Genomic DNA, 22,067 nt, shown 5'->3' on the forward strand with positions numbered 1-22,067 from the left:
CACGACCTCACCATCTATACGCACACCACCCGAAGCCAGTAGATCACGAGCGACTGCTGCGTTCTTTACCAGGCCTGCTTTATTAAGGACCGCAGAGATCGGCATGTCCTCGGCAGCAGCCACCGATATCTCCGGCAGATCATCCGGCAGCTCGCCTTCCTTCATACGGTTACCCGCAGAACGATGCGCATTGGCAGCAGCCTCCTCGCCATGGAAACGAGCGACCAGCTCTTCGGCCAGCTTGATCTTGATGTCGCGAGGATTGGCACCCGCTTCGCAGTCAGCCTTCAGGCCGTCGATCTCTTCCATCGAGCGGAAGCTCAACAGCTCGAAGTAGCGCCACATCAGGGAATCAGGAATCGACACCAGCTTGCTATACATAATGCCTGGCGCTTCTTGAATGCCGACGTAGTTGCCCAGCGACTTGGACATCTTCTTCACGCCATCCAGGCCTTCCAGCAAAGGCATGGTCAGAATGCACTGCGGCTCCTGCCCATAAGCACGCTGAAGCTCGCGCCCCATCAGCAGATTGAATTTCTGATCGGTGCCACCCAGCTCGACGTCAGCCTTCAAGGCCACGGAGTCATAGCCCTGCACCAGCGGATAAAGGAATTCGTGAATGGCGATGGACTGATTGCTTTTATAGCGCTTGTCGAAATCGTCACGCTCGAGCATCCGCGCGACCGTGTACTGCGAAGACAGGCGAATGAAGTCAGCCGGACTCAGTTGGTCCATCCAGGTCGAGTTGAATGCAACTTCGGTCTTGGCCGGATCGAGAATCTTGAAGACCTGAGACTTGTAGGTTTCGGCGTAGTCGAGGACCTGCTCACGGGTGAGCGGCGGACGCGTGGCGCTTTTACCGCTCGGGTCGCCGATCATGCCGGTGAAATCACCGATCAGGAAGATGATCTGATGCCCCAGATCCTGGAACTGCCGCAGCTTGTTAATAAGCACGGTGTGCCCAAGGTGCAGATCAGGTGCAGTCGGATCGAAACCAGCTTTGATACGCAGTGGCTGGCCACGCTTCAGCTTCTCGACCAGCTCGGCCTCGACCAGGAGTTCATCTGCACCGCGCTTGATCAGCGCCAGCTGCTCTTCAACCGACTTCATTTCAGTCCCCAATTCAAAGGGAGCCAACCTTACAAGATCAGAGCCCAATTACAAGTTTTGCCCAGCGTTTGCCTGCGAATCAGTGACCGATACGCGGGAAGGGTTGCTTCGAGCAGGTTTTGGTTATATTTTATACAGTTATTTCATCTTCATCATGTCATTCATCTTTTCCATTTCACCTTTTTCAAAGTCAAATTACCTATGAAAGACACACCGCCTAAAGCGCCCCCGCTTTATCCGAAGAGTCACCTGCTCGCTGCAAGCGGCATCGCCGCATTGTTGAGCCTGGCTCTCCTGGTTTTTCCATCCAGCGAAGTCGAAGCCAAACGAACCAACATTCCGCTTGATCTGGAGGCACCGGATCAGGACGTACAAGATCAAGACGCTCAACAAGCCACTCAAGCCACACCTGAAACCACCGAATCGCCATTTGCCCAGATCGACAATGCCGACGATCAGGCTCAAGACACCGCCAGTGCACAGCCTCAGGCAGAGAAACCCGCGCCAGCCGCTGCGAAGGATCCTGCTCACAGGGAAGTCACCGTCAGCAAGGGCGACACGCTGTCGACCCTGTTTGAAAAGGTCGGGCTGCCAGCTGCTACCGTTCATGAAGTACTGGCCAGCGACAAGCAAGCCAAGCAGTTCAGCAAGCTGCAGAATGGACAGACGCTGCAGTTCGAGCTGACGCCGGATGGCCAGCTCAAGCAATTGCATACCAAGCTCAGCGAAGTCGAGTCCATCAGCCTGTCGAAGACAGCAACTGGCGGTTACGCATTCAATCGCGAGATCAGCAAGCCCAACGTGCGTAACGCCTACGTACACGGGGTGATCAACAGCTCCCTGTCGCAGTCCGCGCAGCGTGCCGGCCTGACTCATAGCATGACGATGGACATGGCCAATATCTTCGGCTACGACATCGACTTCGCGCAGGACATCCGCAAGGGTGACGAATTCGATGTCGTATACGAGCAGAAAGTGGTCAACGGCAAGAGCGTAGGCGCAGGGAATATCCTGTCCGCCCGCTTCACTAACCGGGGCAAGACCTACACCGCCGTTCGCTACACCAACAAGCAGGGCAATACCAACTACTACACGGCTGACGGCAACAGCATGCGCAAGGCGTTCATCCGTACCCCGGTAGACTTCGCCCGCATCAGCTCGATGTTCTCGATGGGCCGCAAGCACCCGATTCTCAACAAGATCCGCGCCCACAACGGCGTCGATTACGCAGCGCCACGTGGTACGCCGATCAAGGCAACCGGTGATGGCAAGGTCCTGCTCGCCGGCCGCCGTGGCGGATACGGCAATACCGTCATCATTCAGCACGGCGACACTTACCGTACGCTGTATGGCCACATGCAGGGCTTCGCCAAAGGCATACAGACCGGCGGCACTGTCAAGCAAGGTCAGGTTATCGGCTATATTGGAACTACCGGCCTGTCCACAGGCCCGCACTTGCACTACGAGTTTCAGGTCAATGGCGTTCACGTAGACCCACTGGGCCAGAAGCTTCCGATGGCGGACCCGATCGCCAAATCCGAAAAACAGCGGTTCATGCAGCAAAGCCAGCCGTTAATGGCGCGCATGGATCAGGAAAAAGCCACCACGCTGGCCTCGAATAAAAGGTAATCCATGGACTTCTTCTATATAGGTGTGATGTCTGGCAGCAGTCTCGATGGGATTGATATCGCCCTTTTGAAGCAGGATGACCGATCAAGGCTTCTGGCCACTCACTACATCCCCATGCCCGAAGACCTGTATGCCGAGCTGCTGGGGCTTTGCTCCAGCGGCGCGGATGAGCTTGCGCGTGCGGCCATTGCGGAGCAAAAGTGGTGCAGGCTGGTCGCACAGGGCGTGCAGACCTTGCTGGAAGATCAAAACATGGTGCCCGCTCAGATTCGCGCCATCGGCAGCCACGGCCAGACTATTCGTCATGAGCCTGCGCGCGGCTACAGCATTCAGATCGGCAACCCCGCGCTGCTGGCAGAGCTGACTGAAATCACCGTGGTCAGCGACTTCCGCCGTCGCGATATCGCAGCAGGCGGCCAGGGCGCACCTCTGGTACCGGCTTTCCACGAAGCCCTGTTCGACGACAACAAGGATCATCGCGCCGTATTGAACATCGGCGGGTTCAGCAACCTGAGCCTGATCGAGTCCGATCGCCCGGTCGAAGGCTTCGACTGCGGACCCGGTAACGTCCTGCTCGATGCGTGGATACAGTCGCAGCGCCACGAGAGCTACGACAAGGATGGCGCATGGGCGGCGAGTGGCAAGGTTGATTCGGCGCTACTCAAGAAACTGCTCAGCGATCAGTTTTTCCTGACCAAGGGCCCCAAGAGTACAGGCCGGGAAGTATTCAACCTGGGTTGGGTTCACCACCATCTCTTCCAGTTGCCAACACTGGCTCCAGAGGACGTGCAGGCCACTCTGCTGGAACTGACAGCATTGACGATCACCGAATCCCTGCAATCGGCCCAAGCCATTACCCGGGAGCTTCTGGTCTGTGGTGGCGGCGCGCATAACAAGGCGCTGATGAAACGTCTTGCAGAGCTGTTGCCCGGCACCGAGGTCAGCAGTACCGAGAAGTTCGGCGTAGACCCTGACTGGGTTGAAGCGATGGCGTTTGCCTGGCTGGCTCATTGCTGCCTCGAAGGCGTTCCGGCCAACCGTCCGACGGTAACCGGCGCCAAGGGCAGACGCGTTCTGGGCGCGATCTACCCCGCCTGATACCTGCTGTAATGCGAAACGCCGCTCAATGAGCGGCGTTTTTGTTTACAGCAAGCTTCGATCAGATCGAGAACGAGGAGCCACAGCCACAGGTTGTGGAGGCATTCGGGTTCTTGATCACGAATCGCGACCCTTCAAGCCCTTCCTGATAATCGACTTCTGCGCCGGCCAGGTACTGAAAGCTCATTGGATCGACAACCAGGCTTACGCCCTCGCGCTCGACGATGGTGTCATCGTCTGCCACATCTTCATCGAAAGTAAAACCGTACTGAAAACCTGAGCAACCGCCACCTGTAACGAATACACGCAGTTTGAGACGATCATTGCCCTCTTCGTCGACCAGGGTTTTCACCTTGTGCGCTGCATTTGGAGTGAACTCCAAAGCGGTAGGCGTGAAGGATTCGACACTCATGTCTGATATCTCCCGGCGTTAGCCGTCGTAATGCGTAATGACGGCATTATCCGCTTCTCCTAGAAAATCGGTCAACTATTTGATCGGGAGCGGCTACAAGCTACAAGCTACAAGCTGCAAGCTGCAAGCTGCAAGCTGCAAGCTGCAAGAGCATGGCCGGCCCGCCTTTGCCTTGCAACTTGAAGCTTGCCGCTTGAAGCTCAAAGCTGCCTCCCTCAGGGCATCATGCCCGCATGAGACAACCCGGCGCGCTCATCAAGGCCAAACAGGATGTTCATGTTCTGCACCGCCTGACCCGACGCACCTTTGACCAGATTGTCGATCACCGAAAGCACCACGACCAGATCGCCGCCCTGCGGACGATGCACCGCGATGCGACACACGTTGGCGCCACGCACACTGCGGGTTTCGGGATGGCTGCCCGCTGGCATCACATCCACGAATGGCTCGTCGGCGTAGCGCTTCTCGAACAGTGCCTGCAAGTCCACAGAGCGATCAGTGACCGTTGCATAGAGCGTGGAGTGAATGCCGCGAATCATCGGCACTAGGTGTGGCACGAACGTCAGGCCGATGTCGCCACCGGCAGCGCGACGCAGCCCTTGGGTGATTTCAGGCAGGTGACGGTGACCCTTCACGGCGTAGGCCTTGAAGCTTTCATTGGCTTCCGAGTACAGCGAACCGATATTCAGACCACGGCCCGCACCGCTCACGCCAGATTTGCAGTCGGCAATCAGACGAGTGTTATCGGCAATACCGGCTTCAAGCAGCGGCAGGAAACCCAACTGGGTAGCGGTCGGATAGCAACCCGGTACGGCGATGAGTCGCGCGCTCCTGATCTGCTCGCGGTTGACTTCCGGCAGCCCGTACACCGCGTCCTCCAACAGTTGCGGAGCGCCATGAGGCTGGCCGTACCACTTGGCCCATTCGACCGGATCCTGCAGACGGAAGTCGGCAGACAGGTCGATCACCTTGGTGCCTGCCGCGAGCAGTTCACCGGCCAAAGCATGAGCGACACCGTGGGGCGTGGCGAAGAACACCACATCACAGGCGCCCAGGGTTTTCACGTCAGGCACGCTGAACGCGAGGCCGTCGTAGTGCCCGCGCAGGTTCGGATACATGTCGGCGACTGGCATGCCGGCCTCCGAGCGCGAGGTAATGACCACTACTTCTGCCTGCGGATGCTGTGCCAACAGACGCAGCAACTCGACCCCGGTGTAACCCGTGCCGCCGACGATACCGACCTTGACCATAACCTGCCCTCAACGAAACAACTGGAAAGCGGTCGATAATAGGAGCCTATCGCCTCTGCGACAACCGACAACGTGACGTAGGGGCGCACAAGACACTACTATTCGGCCACCGTGAACCTGGGAATAATCAAAAATGCTCTATCTATGGATAAAAGCGCTTCATGTCATCTCGATGGTCTGCTGGTTTGCAGCCCTGTTCTATCTGCCAAGACTGTTCGTCTATCACTCTATGAGTGAGGACACGGTCAGCCGCGAGCGTTTCATCGTCATGGAGCGCAAGCTGTACCGTGGCATCATGACCCCGGCAATGATTGCAACGCTGGTCTTCGGCGGTTGGCTGATCAGCTTCGACCCTAGCGGTTATTTCAGTCAGGGCTGGATGCACGCCAAGCTCGCACTGGTTGTCCTGCTGATCGGCTATCACCACGTCTGCGGCGCACAGATGAAACGCTTTGCCCGTGGTGAAAATGGCCGCAGCCATGTGTTTTATCGCTGGTTCAATGAAATCCCGGTACTGATCCTGATCGCCATCGTCATTCTGGTTATCGTCAAACCCTTCTGATTTCAAGCTTCGCCCGGCCTCATCAGTAACGCGACAGGGCGCTCTGTCTCAGGCAGGCCCCCGGCACTGTTTTTCACTTAAAGACAAGGAAGCCCCGTATGGCCGATTCACACTTCAAGATTGTGTTTGAAGGGCAGGTGCGTGAAGGCGTCGAGCTCGACACCGCAAAGGCCAACCTGGCGGGGCTGTTCAAAAGCGAACCGTCTGCAGTGCAGAAGCTGTTCAGCGGTCAAACCGTTGCGCTCAAGCGCGGGATTACTTACCAGGATGCGGAACGCTACTTGAAGGCGCTGAACGATGCGGGCGTCGAAGCACGTATCGAACCGGACATTGAAATCAGCCTGAGTCTGGACGAAGTGGTCAGCCAGCCCTCCCCTAAACCCGCGCATCTGGAAATATCGCCCTACGCACCGCCCAAGGCACAGGTCGGCGCTGATCAGCCTGGTCATTCAACGCTGAAGGTGCTGAGTATCAATGGACGTATCGGGCGCTTGCGCTATCTGGCGTGGAGCATGGTACTGAGCGCCGCGACGCTGATGCTGGTAGGTGTGTGCCTGCTGGTCATGAACGGTTCGCTGGTCGCCGGCGGCCTGCTGATGGCAGTGGTGCTCGTCGCGTTCGCGGTCATCGGAGCGCAGATCGGCGTTCAGCGGCTGCACGATCTGGGTTGGTCGGGCTGGCTTCTGCTGCTCACCATGGTGCCATTCGTAGGCAGCGTCTTCCCGTTTCTGATGATCCTGCTGCCCGGAACAAAAGGCCCAAACGCTTTTGGCCCGCCGTCTCCACCAAATTCCAGAGGTGTTAAGAGTCTGGCCGTTCTGTGGGTGTTACTCATCCCCATAGTCGTGATCGGGCTCACCGCTGGCGGCGGAGGCATGCTGCGCGATGAGTTGGAATTGCAGACCGATGAATACGAGCAATCCCTCCCCTATGACGACGAAGAAAGCCGTGACAGTGCCTTGACCGCGCCAGCGGATGTCAACATAGAGTCCGAAGAACAAAGCGACAAGTAATAGACTGCTCACGGTTCGGCAGACTGCCGGTCGCAACACGCTCAATGGAGAACTGCATGACCCGTTACGCCCTGATCACCGGCGCGTCCAGCGGCATAGGCCTGGCGATGGCCGAAGCGCTGGCACGTCGCGGTCGCAACCTGATCCTGGTCGCCCGCCAGCGCGATCTGCTGGAGACAATTGCACTGGAGTTGACTCAGCGTTTTGGCGTGGAAGTGCTGTTTCGAGCCTGCGATCTGGGCGAGCCACTGAGACTCTCGGGCTTTCTGCTGGAGCTGGAAGACGGTGCCCACCAGATCGATCTGCTGGTCAACGCTGCGGGCATCGGCACCTGCGGACCTTTTCTGGCTCAGGACTGGAGCGCCGAGCAGGACCTTATCGATCTGAACATTCTGGCCCTCACGCGCCTGTGCCACACGGTCGGCAATCTGATGGCCATTCAGGGCGGCGGCCAGATACTCAACATTGCCTCGGTGGCGGCGTTCCAACCCGGCCCATGGATGAGCACTTATTACGCAAGCAAGGCGTATGTCCTGCATTTTTCCGAGGGGCTGCGCGAGGAAGTGAAGAAGGCCGGGGTGAAGGTCTCGGTGCTGTGCCCCGGCCCGACCAGGACGGCTTTTTTCCGCACCGCGCAGTTGCAGGTCAATGTGGATAGCCTGATGAGCCCTGAAGAAGTGGCGCTGTATACCGTTCGCGCACTGGCAAAAAACCGCGCAGTGATCACACCCGGTTTCAGTAACCGGTTGTGGACGCTCAGCCCGCGCCTGGTTTCACGCTGGCTGGCTCGTCAGATCAGCGGCTACATCAACAAGAAATACTGCCCACGCTGACCGACAAACGGCTGGGCGAACCGCGTCTCGCTCAGTACACTCGGACGCGCTGAAGCACAGCGATACCCTGTGACGACCATCAACCGACAAGGAGCAAACGGCTGTGGACACTTTGTTTACCAAGATCATCAATCGGGAAATCCCGGCGAAGATCATCTATGAAGATGATCAGGTCCTGGCCTTTCACGACATCGCCCCACAGGCACCCGTGCATTTTCTGGTTATCCCGAAAAAGCCTATCCGCACCCTGAACGATCTGACCGAGGAAGACAAAGGCCTGGCCGGACATATCCTGTTCACGGCGCAGCGCCTGGCCCTCGAACTGGGCTGCGAAGAAGGCTTCCGCGTGGTGATGAACTGCAATGAGCTGGGCGGGCAGACCGTCTACCACATTCACATGCACGTACTCGGTCAGCGTCAGATGAACTGGCCACCGGGCTGAGTCAGCATTTTCGGGCTTCCCGGCCGACCAGCGCGTGTGAGCAGCGCTGGTCGGATGACACAAGCCCTGCCCGCTCCGGCCGATTGGGGTAAACTGCCCGCATGATCTTCCGGAGGTGCCCATGGCTACCGAACGTCAATACTCCCCCCTCGACCGTCTGTTACTGCAAGCCGACAGCGCGATGCGCACCTTGCTGCCGTCCAGCGCGCACTCGCAGCGCCCTTCCCCAGCGGTTGTTCAGCCTGAACACAAGATGAGCGACGTCGACACGCGCCACGTCGCGGGTCTGATGCGCATCAACCATACCGGCGAAGTCTGCGCCCAGGCGCTTTATCAGGGCCAGGCGCTGACGGCAAAGCTGCCCAAGGTGCGCAAGGCGATGGAGCATGCGGCTGAAGAAGAAGTCGATCATCTGGTCTGGTGCGAACAGCGCATCCATCAGCTTGGCAGTCATACCAGTGTGCTGAACCCGCTGTTCTACAGCCTGTCCTTCGGGATGGGCGCGATAGCCGGCGTCATCAGCGACCGGGTCAGCCTGGGTTTCGTCGCGGCGACCGAAGATCAGGTCTGCAAGCACCTGGCTGAACATCTGGAGCAACTGCCTACCGAAGACGGTAAGTCCCGGGCCATCCTGCAACAGATGCTCAGCGATGAAGAACACCACGCTGAGTCCGCACTGGAGGCAGGCGGTTTTCGCTTTCCGGCACCGGTCAAGTTCGGCATGGGTGTGCTGGCCAAGGTCATGACCAAGTCGACTTATCGCATCTGACGATGCGTATACAACGCCCATAAAAAAGGCGCCTGCATCAGGCGCCTTTTTAATGTCCGGAATCCGGGTTTATACGGCTACGTTGCGGCCGTAGAAGATTTCCAGCATTTCGTGTTTGACCTTGGCGGTCACTTGCTCGCGCTGCTCGGGAGACAAGTTGCTGGTGGCGTCGCCAAACAGGTAGTTGTCCAGTTCGAACTGCTTGAGCAGCATCTTGGTGTGGAACAGGTTTTCCTGATACACGTTCACGTCGGTCATCTGGTAACCGTTGCGCGTGTCTTCGGACAGGTAGTTCTGGATCGAGTTGATCTCGTGGTCGATGAAGTGCTTCTTGCCTTCCACGTCACGGGTAAAGCCGCGCACGCGATAATCGACGGTCACGATATCCGACTCGAACTTATGGATCAGGTAGTTCAACGCCTTGAGCGGTGAAATAACGCCACAGGTCGACACATCGATATCCACGCGGAACGTGGCAATACCGTCAACCGGATGAATTTCCGGGTAGGTGTGGACCGTGATATGGCTCTTGTCCAGGTGCGCCAGGATGGTTTCCGGCAGTGGACCTGGCGACTCTTCGATCTGGCTTTCGGTAGGCGTCACCGGCTGCTCCGAGATCAGAATGGTCACACTGGCACCTTGTGGATCGTAATCCTGACGCGCAATGTTCAGGATGTTGGCACCAATGATATCGACAACATCAGTCAGAATCCGCGTCAAGCGTTCTGCGTCGTACACACTGTTGATGTACTCGACGTACGCCTGCTGGTCCTGCGGGGTTTCCGCATAGCAGATGTCATAAATGTTGAAGCTCAAGGTCTTTGTCAGGTTATTGAACCCGTGGAGCTTGAGTTTGCTTTTCACCGTTAAAAACTCTCTATATGGGTGCGGCGCCAGCCGCGTGATCAAGCATGCCCGTCAGGTGAGCCCGGCTCATCTGCGTAGGACGGTTAACACCTCTTCGCGTTGGCGATTTTGGTTGTCTGTTCGGACCGGCAGCAGAAAACCAATACATGCTGCGCCCGTAAAAAGTGGCGCATTATGCAGACGTCCGAAGCCGTCTGCCAGAGTGTGCGCCGTTTTTATGATCGTTGGATGTCTGGCGTTCAGCCCAGTTCGACAATTTCATAATCGTGAGTGATCTTCACACCCGCGTTGCCGAGCATGATCGAGGCCGAGCAATATTTCTCTGCAGACAGTTCGATCGCTCGCTTGACCTGCGCTTCTTTCAATCCTCGTCCTTTGACGACGAAGTGCAGATGGATTTTGGTAAACACTTTCGGGTCTTCATCGGCACGTTCGGCATCGAGAAATGCCTCGCAGCTTTCAACAGGTTGGCGCGACTTTTTCAAAATGCTCACAACGTCAAAGTTGCTGCAGCCACCCAGACCGATCAAGACCATTTCCATCGGGCGTACGCCCAGATTGCGACCACCGCTTTCCGGCGGACCATCCATTACCACCACATGACCGCTGCCGGATTCGCCTAGGAACATGGCTTCGCCAGCCCATTGGATGCGTGCCTTCATCGCCAAGACTCCACTGTAAAAAAAGGGGTCGCCAGCTTAGCACAGGGCCAAAAGCTGCCCGGAAGAAATGCCTTTTGTAGGAAATGCGTAGGAATGTTCGCAAATAGCTTCCTACACGTCTGGAAAAGCTGGCGAGAATAAAGGCGCAGCCGATACCTATAGGTATGCCATTTGGCCATACACCTTATTTCGGAAGTCTCGCATGGTCGCAATAACCTTTACGCCCAAAGCAAACAGTCTGGACAAGCTGCTGCCCCATGCAGAACGCCGCCGCCTCCCCGCGAAAACCAACATCATCAATGCCGGTGACCGCTCCGCATCGTTGTTTCTGATCCTCAAGGGTTCAGTCACTGTCCTGATCGAGGATGACGAGCGCCGGGAGATGATCGTCGCCTACCTCAACAGCGGGGATTTCTTCGGCGAACTGGGCCTGTTCGAGCAACCGGGCAAGGAGTCGGTACGCAGCGCCTGGGTGCGGGCCAAGACCGAATGCGAAGTGGCCGAGATTTCATATGACACGTTCCGCGAGCTGACCAGGCAAGAGCCGGAAATCCTGTATGCGCTCTGCAGCCAGATGGCTGAGCGTCTGCGCAACACAACGCGCAAGGTCGGTGATCTGGCGTTCCTTGACGTCACCGGGCGAGTGGCTCGCACGTTGCTCGAGCTGTGCAAGCAGCCGGATGCAATGACTCACCCGGACGGCATGCAGATCAAGATTACCCGCCAGGAAATCGGGCGCATCGTCGGCTGCTCGAGGGAAATGGTTGGACGTGTGCTCAAGGCCCTTGAAGAACAGAGCCTGGTCAACGTCAAAGGAAAGACCATGGTGGTCTACGGGACACGCTGAGCCCTTGGTATTCAGAGCGCAGCGAGCAGCTTCCGGTAAGTCTGCGCCAGACGCTCCAGGACATCAGCGCCAGGAAACGCTTCATACAGGGCAATGTGGCTTTCGGCCTGAACACGCGGCTCAAGCTCGCACAGCTCATTAAAGCGATTTACCGCAATCGCCATCTGAACGCGCTCGTTTTCCAGCAGCAAGGCACCGTGTGCCAGCACTACAGGACGCGTTCCGCCCTGACTCTGACGCCAGCGCTGAGCCGTTCCAACCATCTTGCGACCATCGAGATTGACGTTGAAGCGGCCGTCGCAGAATGCGCCAGCCACCTCACCCAGCGAAGCCTGCCCGCCCAACTCGGTCAACAGATCGAGAATCGGCTGACACAATCGCAGGTAGGCGGTTTCTATACGGTCACGATCAACGTCAGTGGGCGATTGCGCGTAGACCAGCGCGATATTCAGCGTGGCAGAGGACTGCGGCACTGGCTCGCCGCCGGTTTCACGCAAGAGAACAGGCCATGCATTGTCCGACAGGGTCTCGCTGGCCTCGGCAAAACCCGGTAACCGGCTCATCCGCCGAGGCATCACCAGCGCGCGATCATTGGGCCGCCAGAACAACAGCCCATGATCCGCCGCACCGGAGCAGACCGACGCCAGAAGATCCTGCTCGGCCTGCAGGCCTTGTTCGACACAAATGTCGATGATCGAGTCTTGCACGTCGGACCTCGTAAGGGTGTTCAGCTCAATGCGCTCAGTCGCTGGACGACGTGCTTACCGCCATCTTGCGCTCAGGGAAGAACAACCGCTGCAGCTCGGCGCCAGGGTGCTCGGCACGCATGAAGGCCTCACCCACCAGAAACGAATAGACATCGCTGATTTCCATCAGCTCGACATCCGCACGATTGAGAATGCCGCTTTCGGTGACGACCAGGCGATCACGCGGGATACGCGGCAGCAAGTCCAGTGTGGTTTCCAGGCTCACTTCAAAGGTATGAAGGTTACGATTGTTGATACCCACCAGCGGTGTATCGAGCGTCTTGAGTGCGCGCTCCAGCTCGTCGCCGTCGTGCACCTCGACCAGCACATCCAGCTTCAGGCCCTTGGCAACGGCAGCCAGTTCAGCCAGTTGCACGTCATCCAGTGCCGACACGATCAGCAGAATGCAGTCAGCGCCCAGAGCACGTGCTTCGACCACCTGATAGGGGTCGATCATGAAATCCTTGCGGATCACCGGCAGGTTGCACGCCGCACGGGCCTCCTGCAGATAGGCATCGGCGCCCTGAAAGAAGTCCACGTCGGTCAGCACCGACAGACAGGTCGCGCCACCGGCCTGATAACTTCTGGCGATCTCGCCCGGCAGGAAGTGTTCGCGGATGACGCCCTTGCTCGGCGAAGCCTTCTTGATTTCCGCAATGACGGCGGGCTGCTTTGCCTTGGCCTGAGTGATCAATGCGTTGGCAAAGCCACGTGGCGCGTCCGCCCGGGCTGCCTGTTGTTCAAGCTCGGTCAGGCTCACAATCGCACGACGAGCCGCGACTTCCTCGGCCTTTCGGGCAAGGATCTTTTCCAGTACGGTTGGCACACTCATGCTTCGTTCTCCTGCTTGAATACCGCCGTGAAGGCACCCAGCTCTTCCAGTTTTTCCCGCGCCAGACCCGTGTGCAGCGCATCGTGCGCCAGGGCCACGCCCTCTTTCAGGCTTGTGGCGTGATCTGCAGCATAAAGCGCGGCGCCGGCATTGAGCACAATCATCTCCGCAGCTTTCTGACCGTTCTCGGTCTTGCGACGTCCCAGCGCATCGCGGATCAGCTCCAGCGAAGCCGCCGGGCTTTCCACGGCAAGGCCGTAGAGGCTCTGGCTTTTGATGCCGAGGTCTTCGGGCTGTACCCAGTACTCGGTGACTTCGCCGTTTTTCAGCTCGGCGACGAAGGTCGGTGCGGCCAGACTGAATTCGTCCAGGCCGTCCTGCGAATGGACCACCAGCACATGCTTGCTGCCCAGACGCAGCAGCACCTCGGCCAGCGGGCGGCAAAGCGCCTGGTTGAACACGCCGACGATCTGATGACGAACGCCGGCCGGATTGGTCAGCGGGCCAAGCATATTGAACAGTGTGCGCAGACCCAGCTCGCGACGCGGCCCGGCTGTGTGCTTCATGGCCGTGTGATGAGACTGGGCGAACATAAAACCGATGCCCACGCTGTCGATGCAACGCGCCACCTGAACAGGCGTGAGGTTCAGGTAAACCCCGGCAGCCTCGAGCAGATCAGCACTGCCGCTTTTGCCCGAGACAGCACGATTACCGTGCTTGGCCACCGTGCAACCTGCGGCGGCAATGACGAAAGCAGCCGCCGTCGACACGTTGAAGATATTCGCGCCGTCGCCGCCCGTACCCACGATGTCGACCACACCATCCAGGGTTTTCAGTTCGACCTTGCCGGCCAGCTCGCGCATCACCGACACTGCACCGACGATTTCATCGATGGTTTCGCTCTTCATGCGCATGCCCATCAGAAACGCACCGATCTGCGCTTCAGTGCATTGGCCAGTCATGATTTCGCGCATCACATCGCTCATCTCTTCAGTGGTCAGGTCCAGCTGGTTGACCACGCGATTGAGCGCGCTTTTGATATCCATGGGGGTACTCATAAAGAATCCTTAGCCCTGACGATGGCCGCCGCTCTGCTTGAGAAAATTGGCGAACAGCTCGTGGCCCTGCTCGGTCAGGATCGACTCGGGGTGAAACTGCACCCCTTCGACGTTCAGTGTCTTGTGGCGCAGGCCCATGATCTCATCGACCGAACCGTCTTCCAGCGCAGTCCAGGCAGTCACTTCCAGGCAGTCGGGCAGCGTATCCTGTTTGACCACCAACGAGTGGTAGCGGGTGACCACCAACGGATGATTCAAACCATCGAACACCCCGCCGTCTTCGTGAATGACCGGACTGGTTTTGCCATGCATGACCTGACGCGCACGAACCACGTCGCCGCCAAAGGCCTGACCGATGGACTGATGCCCCAGGCACACGCCCAGAATCGGCAGTTTGCCCGCGAAGTGCTTGATCACGTCAAGCGAGACACCGGCTTCATTGGGCGTGCACGGGCCAGGCGAGACCACGATGTGCTCCGGGTTCAGGGCTTCGATCTCGGCGATGCTCAGTTCGTCATTGCGAATGACTTTGACGTCCGCCCCCAGCTCACCGAGGTACTGCACGACGTTGTAGGTAAACGAATCGTAGTTATCGATCATCAGCAGCATTTTGCTATCAACCTTTTGATTTACTGACTTTGATTCAGGCCTTCCGGATTCTGCTTCACTCATGCATCCCCACGTCAGCCACAAGGCCGGGGGACGGAGAAAAGCATCAAAAAATCGAAGGCATACAGGTACGGGTCCGGCAGGGCCGGCAAGGAAATAGTCAGGCGCGCCAACGCCAACGGGCGTGAGCCTTGATAACGCGCATCAAAAGCTTGCTGACTGTCGTCACGGAAGGGGTCTCATCGGTACGTTTCAGGACATTAGCGTACCGAATCGGCCGGTGCAATATGAATGTACCGGGCCGCGCCGATTGAAAAGCAGTTAAAGGCTGAAAAGAGGGCCGCGCCTCCTTGTGGAGGCGGGATTGAGGCAGGGGCACGATGGCCTGGGGGGTGGGGAGCCGAGAGGAACATCAGTGCGCAATCTCGCGCACGTAGGCTTGGCAGGCCTTCAAAGCGATCAATCCCTGATCGCCGTAGTCGGTGATGGCGACAATTCGTCCAGCAGCCGCTGGGTCAAGTTCGCCTCGCGGGCTTCCATGAACCACGCCGCCGGTATCGGTGCCGGCTGGCATGCCATCACGGTTGGCGGGGCTGTTGGCGAGGAGGACTGACAAGCGCAAATCAGCGGTAGCCAGGCGATCACGCAAACGAGCCTGAGCAGTCTGTGCATCGCTCAACTCCTTGTGGATGGTTGAATCGTTGGTGTGCAAACGGACTTCCAGCGCCCGTCGTTGTGCCTGCTCGGCGTTCTGCCAGTCGACGACCGCCAGCGCCGCCTGCTCGCGCTCGCGCTGCCACGTCAGTGCTTGCGTGGACAGTTGCAGGCCATAGCGGGCCGCCTGCCATTTCCAGGCGGCCCATGTACCCAGCCCTGACCCCAGCACGAATGCGAGGATCAGGCATCGCATATCCAGCACTTTCACGGCAGCACCTCCAATGCCCGCTGGTAAAGCGCCTGCCGATCCGCCAGGCCATTGGTGCCTCCGTTGATACGGCGGGTGATCATCAGAAAATCACCCTGGTCTGCCAGCGTGTTGAGGTTGGCCCGGTCCCAGAACCACGCCGCCGACATGGCGGCGTGGTCGGGTTGTTCGAGCAGTTGCGGCTGGGCAAGCAAGTCCAGCCCGAGCGCCTCCCCGCACGCCTCGTAGTTGGTCCGCCCCGTCACCTGAATCAGCCCACGGCCCCGATACAGCTGACCGTCGCCATCTGCCTCTGGCGTATTGCCCAGACGCAGCGCCAATTGCCCCGTGTCGTACTTCGCCAGGTAGCTGTCACTGCCCAGCTCGCGCACATAACGAAGCTGCCCGGACTCATGCCCTATCTGAGCGATGAACGCGGCGATACGCAGGCGGGTGTCGATGGCGTAACGGGCCATGGCGATGTTGAGAGCAGGAACGAAAACGCCGGCTTTAGGGCCGGCGTTGGGGAGGATTTGTAATAGTTGTTGCTGGTTGATAGGCATTGGTCCTCCTATAGGGGTTACAGGACTAACCCGCCCCCTGAGTCGATAAAGTTCCCCTGTGTAAACGCAAGTTGAACGGCGGATAAAACAACGCCCCGTCAGTGCGGGGCGTTATGGCTTGGGCAGTTCGTCTTCACTTACGCCCCTTGGAATCGCGAGCTTTTCCGGAGGCTGCACGTCGACAAATGGCGTAGCAGGCGGGACGGGCCAATCGAACGACATCGGAAAGCCTGAGCGTGCGTCGAGCTGAGCAAGTTGCACCCGATAAAGCCGATACGCATCTAACTCGGCTTTCAGCACAGTCAGCGCTTTCAGTTGAGCTTCAGTAGCCAAACCCAATGCGACGGCATCTTGCAAAGTGTCCAGCTCATTAGCCAATGCGTTGATTTTTTCCGTAGCCCCGGCCGAATAGCCGCCGCGTAGAATCATGACATGTGCCATGACCATCTCTTCGGTCGGCTCAAGAATCTCGCCAAATTCACCGGCGATTGCGCGATTGAAAAGGTCTACGCCATGTGGCTCCGAGTCATCGGCGGAGGCAGCAAAAGGTACCTCGCCATACAAATCCTTGGTTTCCTCGAAGATCACCCAAAGAACAATGGATGTATGGGCCTGATCGGCCCAGCGAGGGTTACGAGCGCTTGATACTGTGTTCATATGATTACCTTTACGAAACTCGTTGAAAGAGAGTGCGTTCACTGCTAGAGAAGGCGCCGTGAGCGCGCCAGGTGCCTACGCCAATGAGACCAGAGTTGTTACCAGCACCATCGCCGCCGTTTGTGGAGCTATAAATCAGATTGGAACCCGCTATCATCCCTCCCTGATTGACTTGGCCCTGAGAAGAAATGACCCGCGCAAAAGCGTAAGAACCAATTGCACTCATACCCAACCCGGCAAGTTTCGTAGGCAGGTTGTAATCATTCGTCAGGTCGCCGAAGTCAGTGACATCTACTTGAAGGCGAAGGCTGCCGGCACTGTTATAGCCAAGGCGGATTTTGTTGGTCGACATGTTCGGGCCGCCGCCCTGCTCAATGGGCGGAAACCCCAGACGCGGCTGTAGGAAATAAACCTGGCCATCCGATGCTCTGCGCATGTATGGAAAATTTACGTCATTACTGGCAAATCCCACATACGTAATAGAATCCGCCATAACCCGCTGTAAATCACGGGCATCACTTTCAGCTTTTGTATAGGCATTGGTAATACCATATGCCGCAAGCGTACTGCCCCAATTGGCTTTGCTACCTGGATCGAAGTTGTTGGCGTACCAGAGAGTTCCCATATCAGTAGCATCAACGGTCGCCTTGAGACCGTTGTCCGACCAACCAATCTTCACAACATTATTGAGCTGCCCTACGCCAGTGCCCTGCTGAACGGGCGCGTAAAGCAATTTAGTCTGAAGCCAGCAGGTAGCGGAGTCAGAAGAACGTCGCATGTAGGGCTGTCCCAGAACTCCGCCGGCAATCCCCACGTAAGAGATGGCGTCGGCTAAAGCCCTGCTGTCCAGGCGCGTGTCAACTTCACTTTTGGCATACACCTCAGCCTTGGTATACGCATCCGAAATACCATTACCACTAAGTGTTGTAGGGTTACTCCCCGCCTCCACCTGCCCATATTTATTGACCTTGACCCGAGTGTAATCACCCGCGGCCACACCACTGCGTCCCAGCAGACGCTCGAACGCAAGGTCAGTTGTACCCAGCACCGGCACTGTCGTATTAACCAGCTGCCATACAGTGCCCGCGTTTTTCGTGCCTGCCTGCACCGGCACCATATGACCCGGCGTGCATTCGGTGCTTTCGTTCGCATCCTGCGCACGTGCCCAGGCGCCTGCCGCGGCGACATAAATCCAGTTCTGCGACGCGGTGTCCTGATTCTTGACCAGCACCCGATCGCCGGCCACCAGTGTGACGTCATCAATGGTCTGCAAACCGCTCAGCCCAATGGAGACTGTCGTGGCGCAACGCACCGATTTTTTGTAATCGGATGCTGCCAGGCCAAGAATGGCTCGATGCAACTGGGTGACATCCTCCTCGTTGGGTACAAGACCAGCCCCCAGGATCACGTTCAAGATCTCCTGCGTCACCGAGTTGCCCCACTGCGCCGGGATCAGCGAACCAGGGGTGCCGGTCGCCGGGTTTTCATCTACAAACTTGCCGCTTGCCAAGCCTACGCCCGGCACACTCTTGGGATAATCCACATTGTGTTCCTCAGTTGAAGTTTACGAATTCGACGCTGTGCGCCGGTGCTGCTCGACGGATCAAACATTCGATTGCGAGCCCGGGATTCACCCCGAACCGCTCGCCCCAGTAGCTGGCCCCGAAGCGTCGGCCCAGGCGCTGGCGCCCACCGGTGTTCAGGGTCCACATGAATTGCGCGCTCCAGGTGCCGAAGTGCGCCTGGCCAAAACGCGAACGCCCCATACGGGGCGCTCGGTGTTCGGTCACGGTGGCATCGGGGTAGCCCTGGCTGATGGCAATGTCGATGTAGAACGCCGCGTTCTGCCCTCCTGTCGCCACAAGCCGCTGGCGCACCGACAGGCGCCGGTCTGCGAACAAGGGTTTAAGCCCCAGGCACGGGTCAGGCAGGTTCATCACCCGCTCCCAGTCCGGGACCAGCTCACTGACGGTGGCGGGGTCCATCTCGTTGAGCAGGTCGAACGCGCGGCCATCGATGCGTGCGAACTCGCGGGACAGGCCGGTAATCACCTGCTGCAATTCCGGCACCCGCTCCGGATCCCATGCGGGACCGGGTGGCAACAGCGCCTGCAGTTGTCCGGCGTAGTGTTCGGCGGTTCTTATGACGACCATTGAATACCCCCGAACGTGAGCAGCTGGTTGGCCGCGGCAGTAACATTGGCCACTGGCGAAACCAGCACATGATCGGTTTCGCCCGTCGCGCGGCTGATGGCCTCGGCGATGTGCGTCAGCAACAGGGTTTCGCCCAGTCCGCCCTCACGGTTGTGCAGGTCCAGCAGTTGCGCTTCGACCGCCGCCCGCACGGCGGAGGTATCCGGTGTGAGCCGGATGGTGTAGACCACCGGTTTCTGCACCGGCGCCAGCACGTATACGTCTGCAGTGACCGGACGCAGCGGCTCGATATACGCAGCGACCGCAGCCAGCTGCTCGGCGTCAGGAATGGGATCGGCCTGGTCGTCACGCATGAAGAACACCGCCACCGTCCCTGGTCCCATGAACCGGCGCACACACCAGGCGCGCGTCACGCCCGGCACTTCCAGCGCCCAGGTCACGTAATCATCCTGATTGCCGCCATGCGGGATGACCCGGTAGGAGCGCACGACACGCGCACGCAACGACTCGATACTTTCCTGCGAGATGCCGCCGGAAAGTCCGTCGGCAATGACGGTGAAGGTGCTGTCGATACCTTCGACCGGTTGCACGGCAGTCATCACCAGACCGGCATCCGCATTACCCAGAACACCGGCATCCACCGCTTCGACCGTGGTCGTGTTATTGCCCGCAACCGTGGTGACGCCCTTGGTGACGCGGTAGAAGCGTCCATCACTGAACTGCAGCACAGTGTCCGCATCTAGCACCGCGCCGGCTGCAGCGGTGAAGCGCACCGTGCCGGTAGCGGCCTGTGCCACTTTGCGCGGCTGCCTCAGGCGCAGGATGGCTTGCCGCTCGAGGGTTTCCTCGTCGGCGGTGTCCGGCAGAATCTGGTCGGCGATCCAGTCCTGATAGCCGTACAGCCCGTAGGCCGCGCCGCTGTGCGCGCGGGACAATACCCGAGCATCGGACTGACGCAGCGCTTCGTCGGCGAGGTCGACCTGGGTTCGGTTGATCAGCGCCGGTAACGTAGGTGTTTCAAACGGCATAAATCACCTGCCACTGTTCAGAAGGGTTGAAACGCACGAGCTGACCGTCCGAGACGACCAGCTCGACGCCCAGGTTCAGGCGGTTGCTCTGAACCTGTTCGGTAAGGATGTTGATGTGCTTGACCTGGCCATCTTCGATCAGCCAGTCGAGCGCTTCGCGGGCATAGAACTCGGCATCGCGCTGGGTCTGGGCAGTCAACCTGACCCGGCGCAGCAGCCACAGCCTGGAACCGATGCGGTCATTGGCCTGTGCCGGGTAGGTGTCGCCCCACCAGCCATAGCGCTCGGCATCGTCGAACGGGTCGTCCGCTTCGGCACGCCGCCAGGTGAACAGGCTGATGACCACCGAGCGCAGCAAGGACGCCTGCAGAGAACCTTCAATGATCATCCGGCACCTCCAACGGGCGGCCCGCTCTGGCCATTACCGCCCTGCACATTGCCGTGCAGATGGCTGATCTGGCTGATGCCCGCGGCAAGCTGGTCGCCCTGGGAGACGATCTTTCCGGTCTGGGTGATCTGCGGTGTGTCGAAGTTCACGGCCACCGCCGCCTTGATGTTCAGGGTGTCGGTTTCAATGTCGATGACCTTGCCGCGCTTGAGGTGAATCTTGTCGCCCTCGTCGGTATAGATCGCCACTTCGCCGGACTCCAGACCCTTGAGGCGATAGCGCCGGTCGGCCACCACCAGCAGCAGACCATGTGAACGGTCGCCACCAATGAAAGCGGCAATGCCCTCGGCGCCGGCCAGCGGGTTGCTGGTGAAGCCGTAGGGTTCGAAGTGCTCCATGTCGTCCTTGACCTCTCCGGCGGTGAGGCGCATTTGCAGCGCCTGCATTTTGCTGCTGGCCCTGGCGAGCACCACCGTGCCGCGCACCAGCATGCGATTGAGTAAGCTCATGAGGTTGTTTCCTCGTCGATGGGCAGCAGCCAGGAGTAAGCGTCCTGATTGACCTGCACCTTGCTGCGCTTGTTGGGGTCACCTGGCTCGGCCTGGAAACCTTCAGGCGGACCGACCACCAGTGTGGTGATCGTGCCTTGGTCGCTCAGCGAGTAGGTCACGGCTGAAATCAGCATGTTGCGGCTCGTAAAACCGATGACCGGATCGATCACCCGGACCATGGTGTTGTGCCGCCAGAGCGCCCCGTTGGACTGCCGCCAGCCCTGGACCTTGTAGGTGGTGAGCAGCGCCTTGCCGGCCCGCTGACCGCGCTCCCAATTGGCGCGACTCAGGGCGAGCTTGGGTGTGATCGGCGCATCCTCATGAACGACCAGTACGCGAAGACGCTTTTTATGCGCGGGATCGTCATGCCGGTCATCCGTGACTTCTGCCGAGACCTCCGACGACTCCTTGCCGAACGTCTGGTCATTACCGGTTTGTTGACCGATGACCCGGTACTCGGAAAAAAGCCCGGAAAAGTCCCGCGCGATGACGGCGCTCAACACATTCTTGCCGAGTTCGAGCGCGTCTGCGCTCTGCCCGCGACTGCCCGGCCTGGCCAGCACCACATTGCCGTATTCGTCATCGGTGGAAAAAATCCGGAACAGGGTCAGCAGCCGGTCAATGGACTTGAACACGGTTTCGGCAGGCTCGATGGTGTGATCGGCCATCTTCGAGGTCTCCGGTATTTCGCTGATCACCGACAAACCATAGGGCGCAGCCAGCGCTTCAACGATCTTCAGCACCCCCACCTCCTTCCACTGACTCGGCCTGTTGATGGCCGAGCAGTCGATAAGGTCGGCGGTTTTCGAGCGTCCGGAAATCTTCAGTGTGACTTGCTTGCCGTCATAGCTGATCGGCGCGGCAAATACCCAGCCGGTCAGAATCAACTCGCCGCCGATACGCACCTCGCACGCTGCGCCGGGCGTGATCGGATGCGAGATTTCAGTGCCCGGCCACTGCCAGGTAATGCTCACTTCAAAGCTGCGCGCCTGACGCTCGATCCCGGCAGAGATTTCCACCGACTTCCAGCCGGCATAGTCGTGCTGGTCAACGGTCAGGGTGACAACGTTAGGGTCGATCATGG

Annotated in this window: 26 protein-coding genes (1 of these 26 cut by a window edge); 8 read left to right on the top strand and 18 right to left on the bottom strand. The window is 58.7% G+C overall.

Features of this window, described 5'->3' with window-relative positions:
- Positions 1-1,110: the 5' portion of a tyrosine--tRNA ligase gene (gene tyrS / locus JOE39_RS16825; RefSeq protein WP_003316314.1), read on the bottom strand. The gene continues 102 nt to the left of window position 1, outside the view; 1,110 of the gene's 1,212 nt are visible here — the first part of the coding sequence; it begins with the start codon at positions 1,108-1,110; its stop codon lies off the left edge, out of view.
- Between the two features lie 201 nt (positions 1,111-1,311).
- Between tyrS and JOE39_RS16830 the strand changes: the two genes are divergently transcribed.
- Positions 1,312-2,739, top strand: coding sequence for a peptidoglycan DD-metalloendopeptidase family protein (locus tag JOE39_RS16830; RefSeq protein ID WP_024664336.1), 1,428 nt, complete (start codon positions 1,312-1,314; stop codon positions 2,737-2,739).
- A 3-nt stretch (positions 2,740-2,742) separates the two neighbouring features.
- On the top strand, positions 2,743-3,837 hold the full coding sequence (locus tag JOE39_RS16835) for an anhydro-N-acetylmuramic acid kinase (protein WP_017279833.1): 1,095 nt from the start codon (positions 2,743-2,745) through the stop codon (positions 3,835-3,837).
- Positions 3,838-3,898: 61 nt separating this feature from the next.
- Here JOE39_RS16835 and erpA read toward each other — a convergent pair whose 3' ends face one another.
- Both erpA and argC read right to left on the bottom strand, forming a co-directional pair.
- A complete protein-coding gene (gene erpA / locus JOE39_RS16840) occupies positions 3,899-4,249 on the bottom strand; it encodes an iron-sulfur cluster insertion protein ErpA (protein WP_002551953.1) in 351 nt (116 codons plus the stop codon).
- 215 nt (positions 4,250-4,464) lie between these two features.
- A complete protein-coding gene (argC, locus tag JOE39_RS16845) occupies positions 4,465-5,499 on the bottom strand; it encodes an N-acetyl-gamma-glutamyl-phosphate reductase (protein ID WP_003394860.1) in 1,035 nt (344 codons plus the stop codon).
- Positions 5,500-5,632: 133 nt separating this feature from the next.
- On the opposite strand from argC, the gene hemJ reads away from it, so the two are divergent.
- From hemJ to coq7, 5 genes are all read left to right on the top strand, one after another.
- Positions 5,633-6,061, top strand: a complete 429-nt coding sequence (gene hemJ / locus JOE39_RS16850) for a protoporphyrinogen oxidase HemJ (RefSeq protein WP_003316309.1) — start codon at positions 5,633-5,635, stop codon at positions 6,059-6,061.
- Between the two features lie 98 nt (positions 6,062-6,159).
- On the top strand, positions 6,160-7,074 hold the full coding sequence (locus JOE39_RS16855; RefSeq protein ID WP_210078554.1) for a DUF805 domain-containing protein: 915 nt from the start codon (positions 6,160-6,162) through the stop codon (positions 7,072-7,074).
- A gap of 56 nt (positions 7,075-7,130) precedes the next feature.
- The gene (locus JOE39_RS16860) at positions 7,131-7,907 is read left to right on the top strand and encodes an SDR family oxidoreductase (RefSeq protein ID WP_003341077.1); all 777 of its coding nucleotides are present in this window, start codon (positions 7,131-7,133) and stop codon (positions 7,905-7,907) included.
- Between the two features lie 103 nt (positions 7,908-8,010).
- Positions 8,011-8,349 (top strand): histidine triad nucleotide-binding protein, encoded by a 339-nt coding sequence (locus JOE39_RS16865; protein ID WP_003316306.1) that lies wholly within the window; start codon positions 8,011-8,013, stop codon positions 8,347-8,349.
- A 121-nt stretch (positions 8,350-8,470) separates the two neighbouring features.
- Positions 8,471-9,118, top strand: coding sequence for a 2-polyprenyl-3-methyl-6-methoxy-1,4-benzoquinone monooxygenase (gene coq7, locus JOE39_RS16870; protein ID WP_210078553.1), 648 nt, complete (start codon positions 8,471-8,473; stop codon positions 9,116-9,118).
- 69 nt (positions 9,119-9,187) lie between these two features.
- Here the strand turns inward: coq7 and speD are convergent, their stop codons facing one another.
- Positions 9,188-9,982, bottom strand: a complete 795-nt coding sequence (speD, locus tag JOE39_RS16875) for an adenosylmethionine decarboxylase (RefSeq protein WP_003316303.1) — start codon at positions 9,980-9,982, stop codon at positions 9,188-9,190.
- A gap of 242 nt (positions 9,983-10,224) precedes the next feature.
- Positions 10,225-10,647 (bottom strand): OsmC family protein, encoded by a 423-nt coding sequence (locus tag JOE39_RS16880; RefSeq protein ID WP_003372688.1) that lies wholly within the window; start codon positions 10,645-10,647, stop codon positions 10,225-10,227.
- Positions 10,648-10,849: 202 nt separating this feature from the next.
- Between JOE39_RS16880 and crp the strand changes: the two genes are divergently transcribed.
- Positions 10,850-11,494, top strand: a complete 645-nt coding sequence (crp, locus tag JOE39_RS16885) for a cAMP-activated global transcriptional regulator CRP (RefSeq protein WP_003316301.1) — start codon at positions 10,850-10,852, stop codon at positions 11,492-11,494.
- Positions 11,495-11,505: 11 nt separating this feature from the next.
- Here the strand turns inward: crp and JOE39_RS16890 are convergent, their stop codons facing one another.
- The 13 genes from JOE39_RS16890 to JOE39_RS16950 all read right to left on the bottom strand — a co-directional run bounded on the left by JOE39_RS16890 (position 11,506) and on the right by JOE39_RS16950 (position 22,065).
- Complete coding sequence (locus tag JOE39_RS16890; protein ID WP_010419633.1) at positions 11,506-12,201, bottom strand: lipoate--protein ligase family protein; 696 nt, start codon at positions 12,199-12,201, stop codon at positions 11,506-11,508.
- 34 nt (positions 12,202-12,235) lie between these two features.
- Complete coding sequence (trpC, locus tag JOE39_RS16895) at positions 12,236-13,072, bottom strand: indole-3-glycerol phosphate synthase TrpC (protein WP_003316298.1); 837 nt, start codon at positions 13,070-13,072, stop codon at positions 12,236-12,238.
- Positions 13,069-14,118, bottom strand: coding sequence for an anthranilate phosphoribosyltransferase (trpD, locus tag JOE39_RS16900; protein ID WP_024665292.1), 1,050 nt, complete (start codon positions 14,116-14,118; stop codon positions 13,069-13,071). Before trpD ends, trpC begins: the two co-directional genes overlap by 4 nt.
- Before the next feature lie 21 nt (positions 14,119-14,139).
- Positions 14,140-14,739 (bottom strand): aminodeoxychorismate/anthranilate synthase component II, encoded by a 600-nt coding sequence (locus JOE39_RS16905; protein WP_003394873.1) that lies wholly within the window; start codon positions 14,737-14,739, stop codon positions 14,140-14,142.
- 412 nt (positions 14,740-15,151) lie between these two features.
- Complete coding sequence (locus tag JOE39_RS16910) at positions 15,152-15,664, bottom strand: lysis system i-spanin subunit Rz (RefSeq protein WP_024665293.1); 513 nt, start codon at positions 15,662-15,664, stop codon at positions 15,152-15,154.
- On the bottom strand, positions 15,661-16,206 hold the full coding sequence (locus JOE39_RS16915) for a glycoside hydrolase family 19 protein (protein ID WP_016569118.1): 546 nt from the start codon (positions 16,204-16,206) through the stop codon (positions 15,661-15,663). Before JOE39_RS16915 ends, JOE39_RS16910 begins: the two co-directional genes overlap by 4 nt.
- A gap of 111 nt (positions 16,207-16,317) precedes the next feature.
- On the bottom strand, positions 16,318-16,863 hold the full coding sequence (locus JOE39_RS16920; RefSeq protein WP_003394879.1) for a hypothetical protein: 546 nt from the start codon (positions 16,861-16,863) through the stop codon (positions 16,318-16,320).
- A 10-nt stretch (positions 16,864-16,873) separates the two neighbouring features.
- Positions 16,874-18,406 (bottom strand): hypothetical protein, encoded by a 1,533-nt coding sequence (locus JOE39_RS16925; protein WP_003394881.1) that lies wholly within the window; start codon positions 18,404-18,406, stop codon positions 16,874-16,876.
- A 10-nt stretch (positions 18,407-18,416) separates the two neighbouring features.
- Positions 18,417-19,016, bottom strand: coding sequence for a putative phage tail protein (locus JOE39_RS16930; protein ID WP_003394883.1), 600 nt, complete (start codon positions 19,014-19,016; stop codon positions 18,417-18,419).
- On the bottom strand, positions 19,004-20,044 hold the full coding sequence (locus tag JOE39_RS16935; RefSeq protein WP_003372716.1) for a baseplate J/gp47 family protein: 1,041 nt from the start codon (positions 20,042-20,044) through the stop codon (positions 19,004-19,006). Before JOE39_RS16935 ends, JOE39_RS16930 begins: the two co-directional genes overlap by 13 nt.
- The gene (locus tag JOE39_RS16940) at positions 20,034-20,432 is read right to left on the bottom strand and encodes a phage GP46 family protein (RefSeq protein WP_003394886.1); all 399 of its coding nucleotides are present in this window, start codon (positions 20,430-20,432) and stop codon (positions 20,034-20,036) included. The genes JOE39_RS16935 and JOE39_RS16940 overlap by 11 nt, the downstream gene beginning before the upstream one ends.
- On the bottom strand, positions 20,429-20,941 hold the full coding sequence (locus JOE39_RS16945) for a phage baseplate assembly protein V (RefSeq protein WP_003341098.1): 513 nt from the start codon (positions 20,939-20,941) through the stop codon (positions 20,429-20,431). Before JOE39_RS16945 ends, JOE39_RS16940 begins: the two co-directional genes overlap by 4 nt.
- Positions 20,938-22,065 carry a phage baseplate assembly protein gene (locus tag JOE39_RS16950; RefSeq protein WP_003394890.1) on the bottom strand — a complete coding sequence of 376 codons (1,128 nt, stop codon included), beginning with the start codon at positions 22,063-22,065 and terminating at the stop codon, positions 20,938-20,940. Before JOE39_RS16950 ends, JOE39_RS16945 begins: the two co-directional genes overlap by 4 nt.
- Positions 22,066-22,067: the final 2 nt, after the last annotated feature.

It is taken from the genome of Pseudomonas sp. PvP100 (assembly GCF_017833055.1).
In the GTDB taxonomy this organism is placed as follows: domain Bacteria; phylum Pseudomonadota; class Gammaproteobacteria; order Pseudomonadales; family Pseudomonadaceae; genus Aquipseudomonas; species Aquipseudomonas syringae.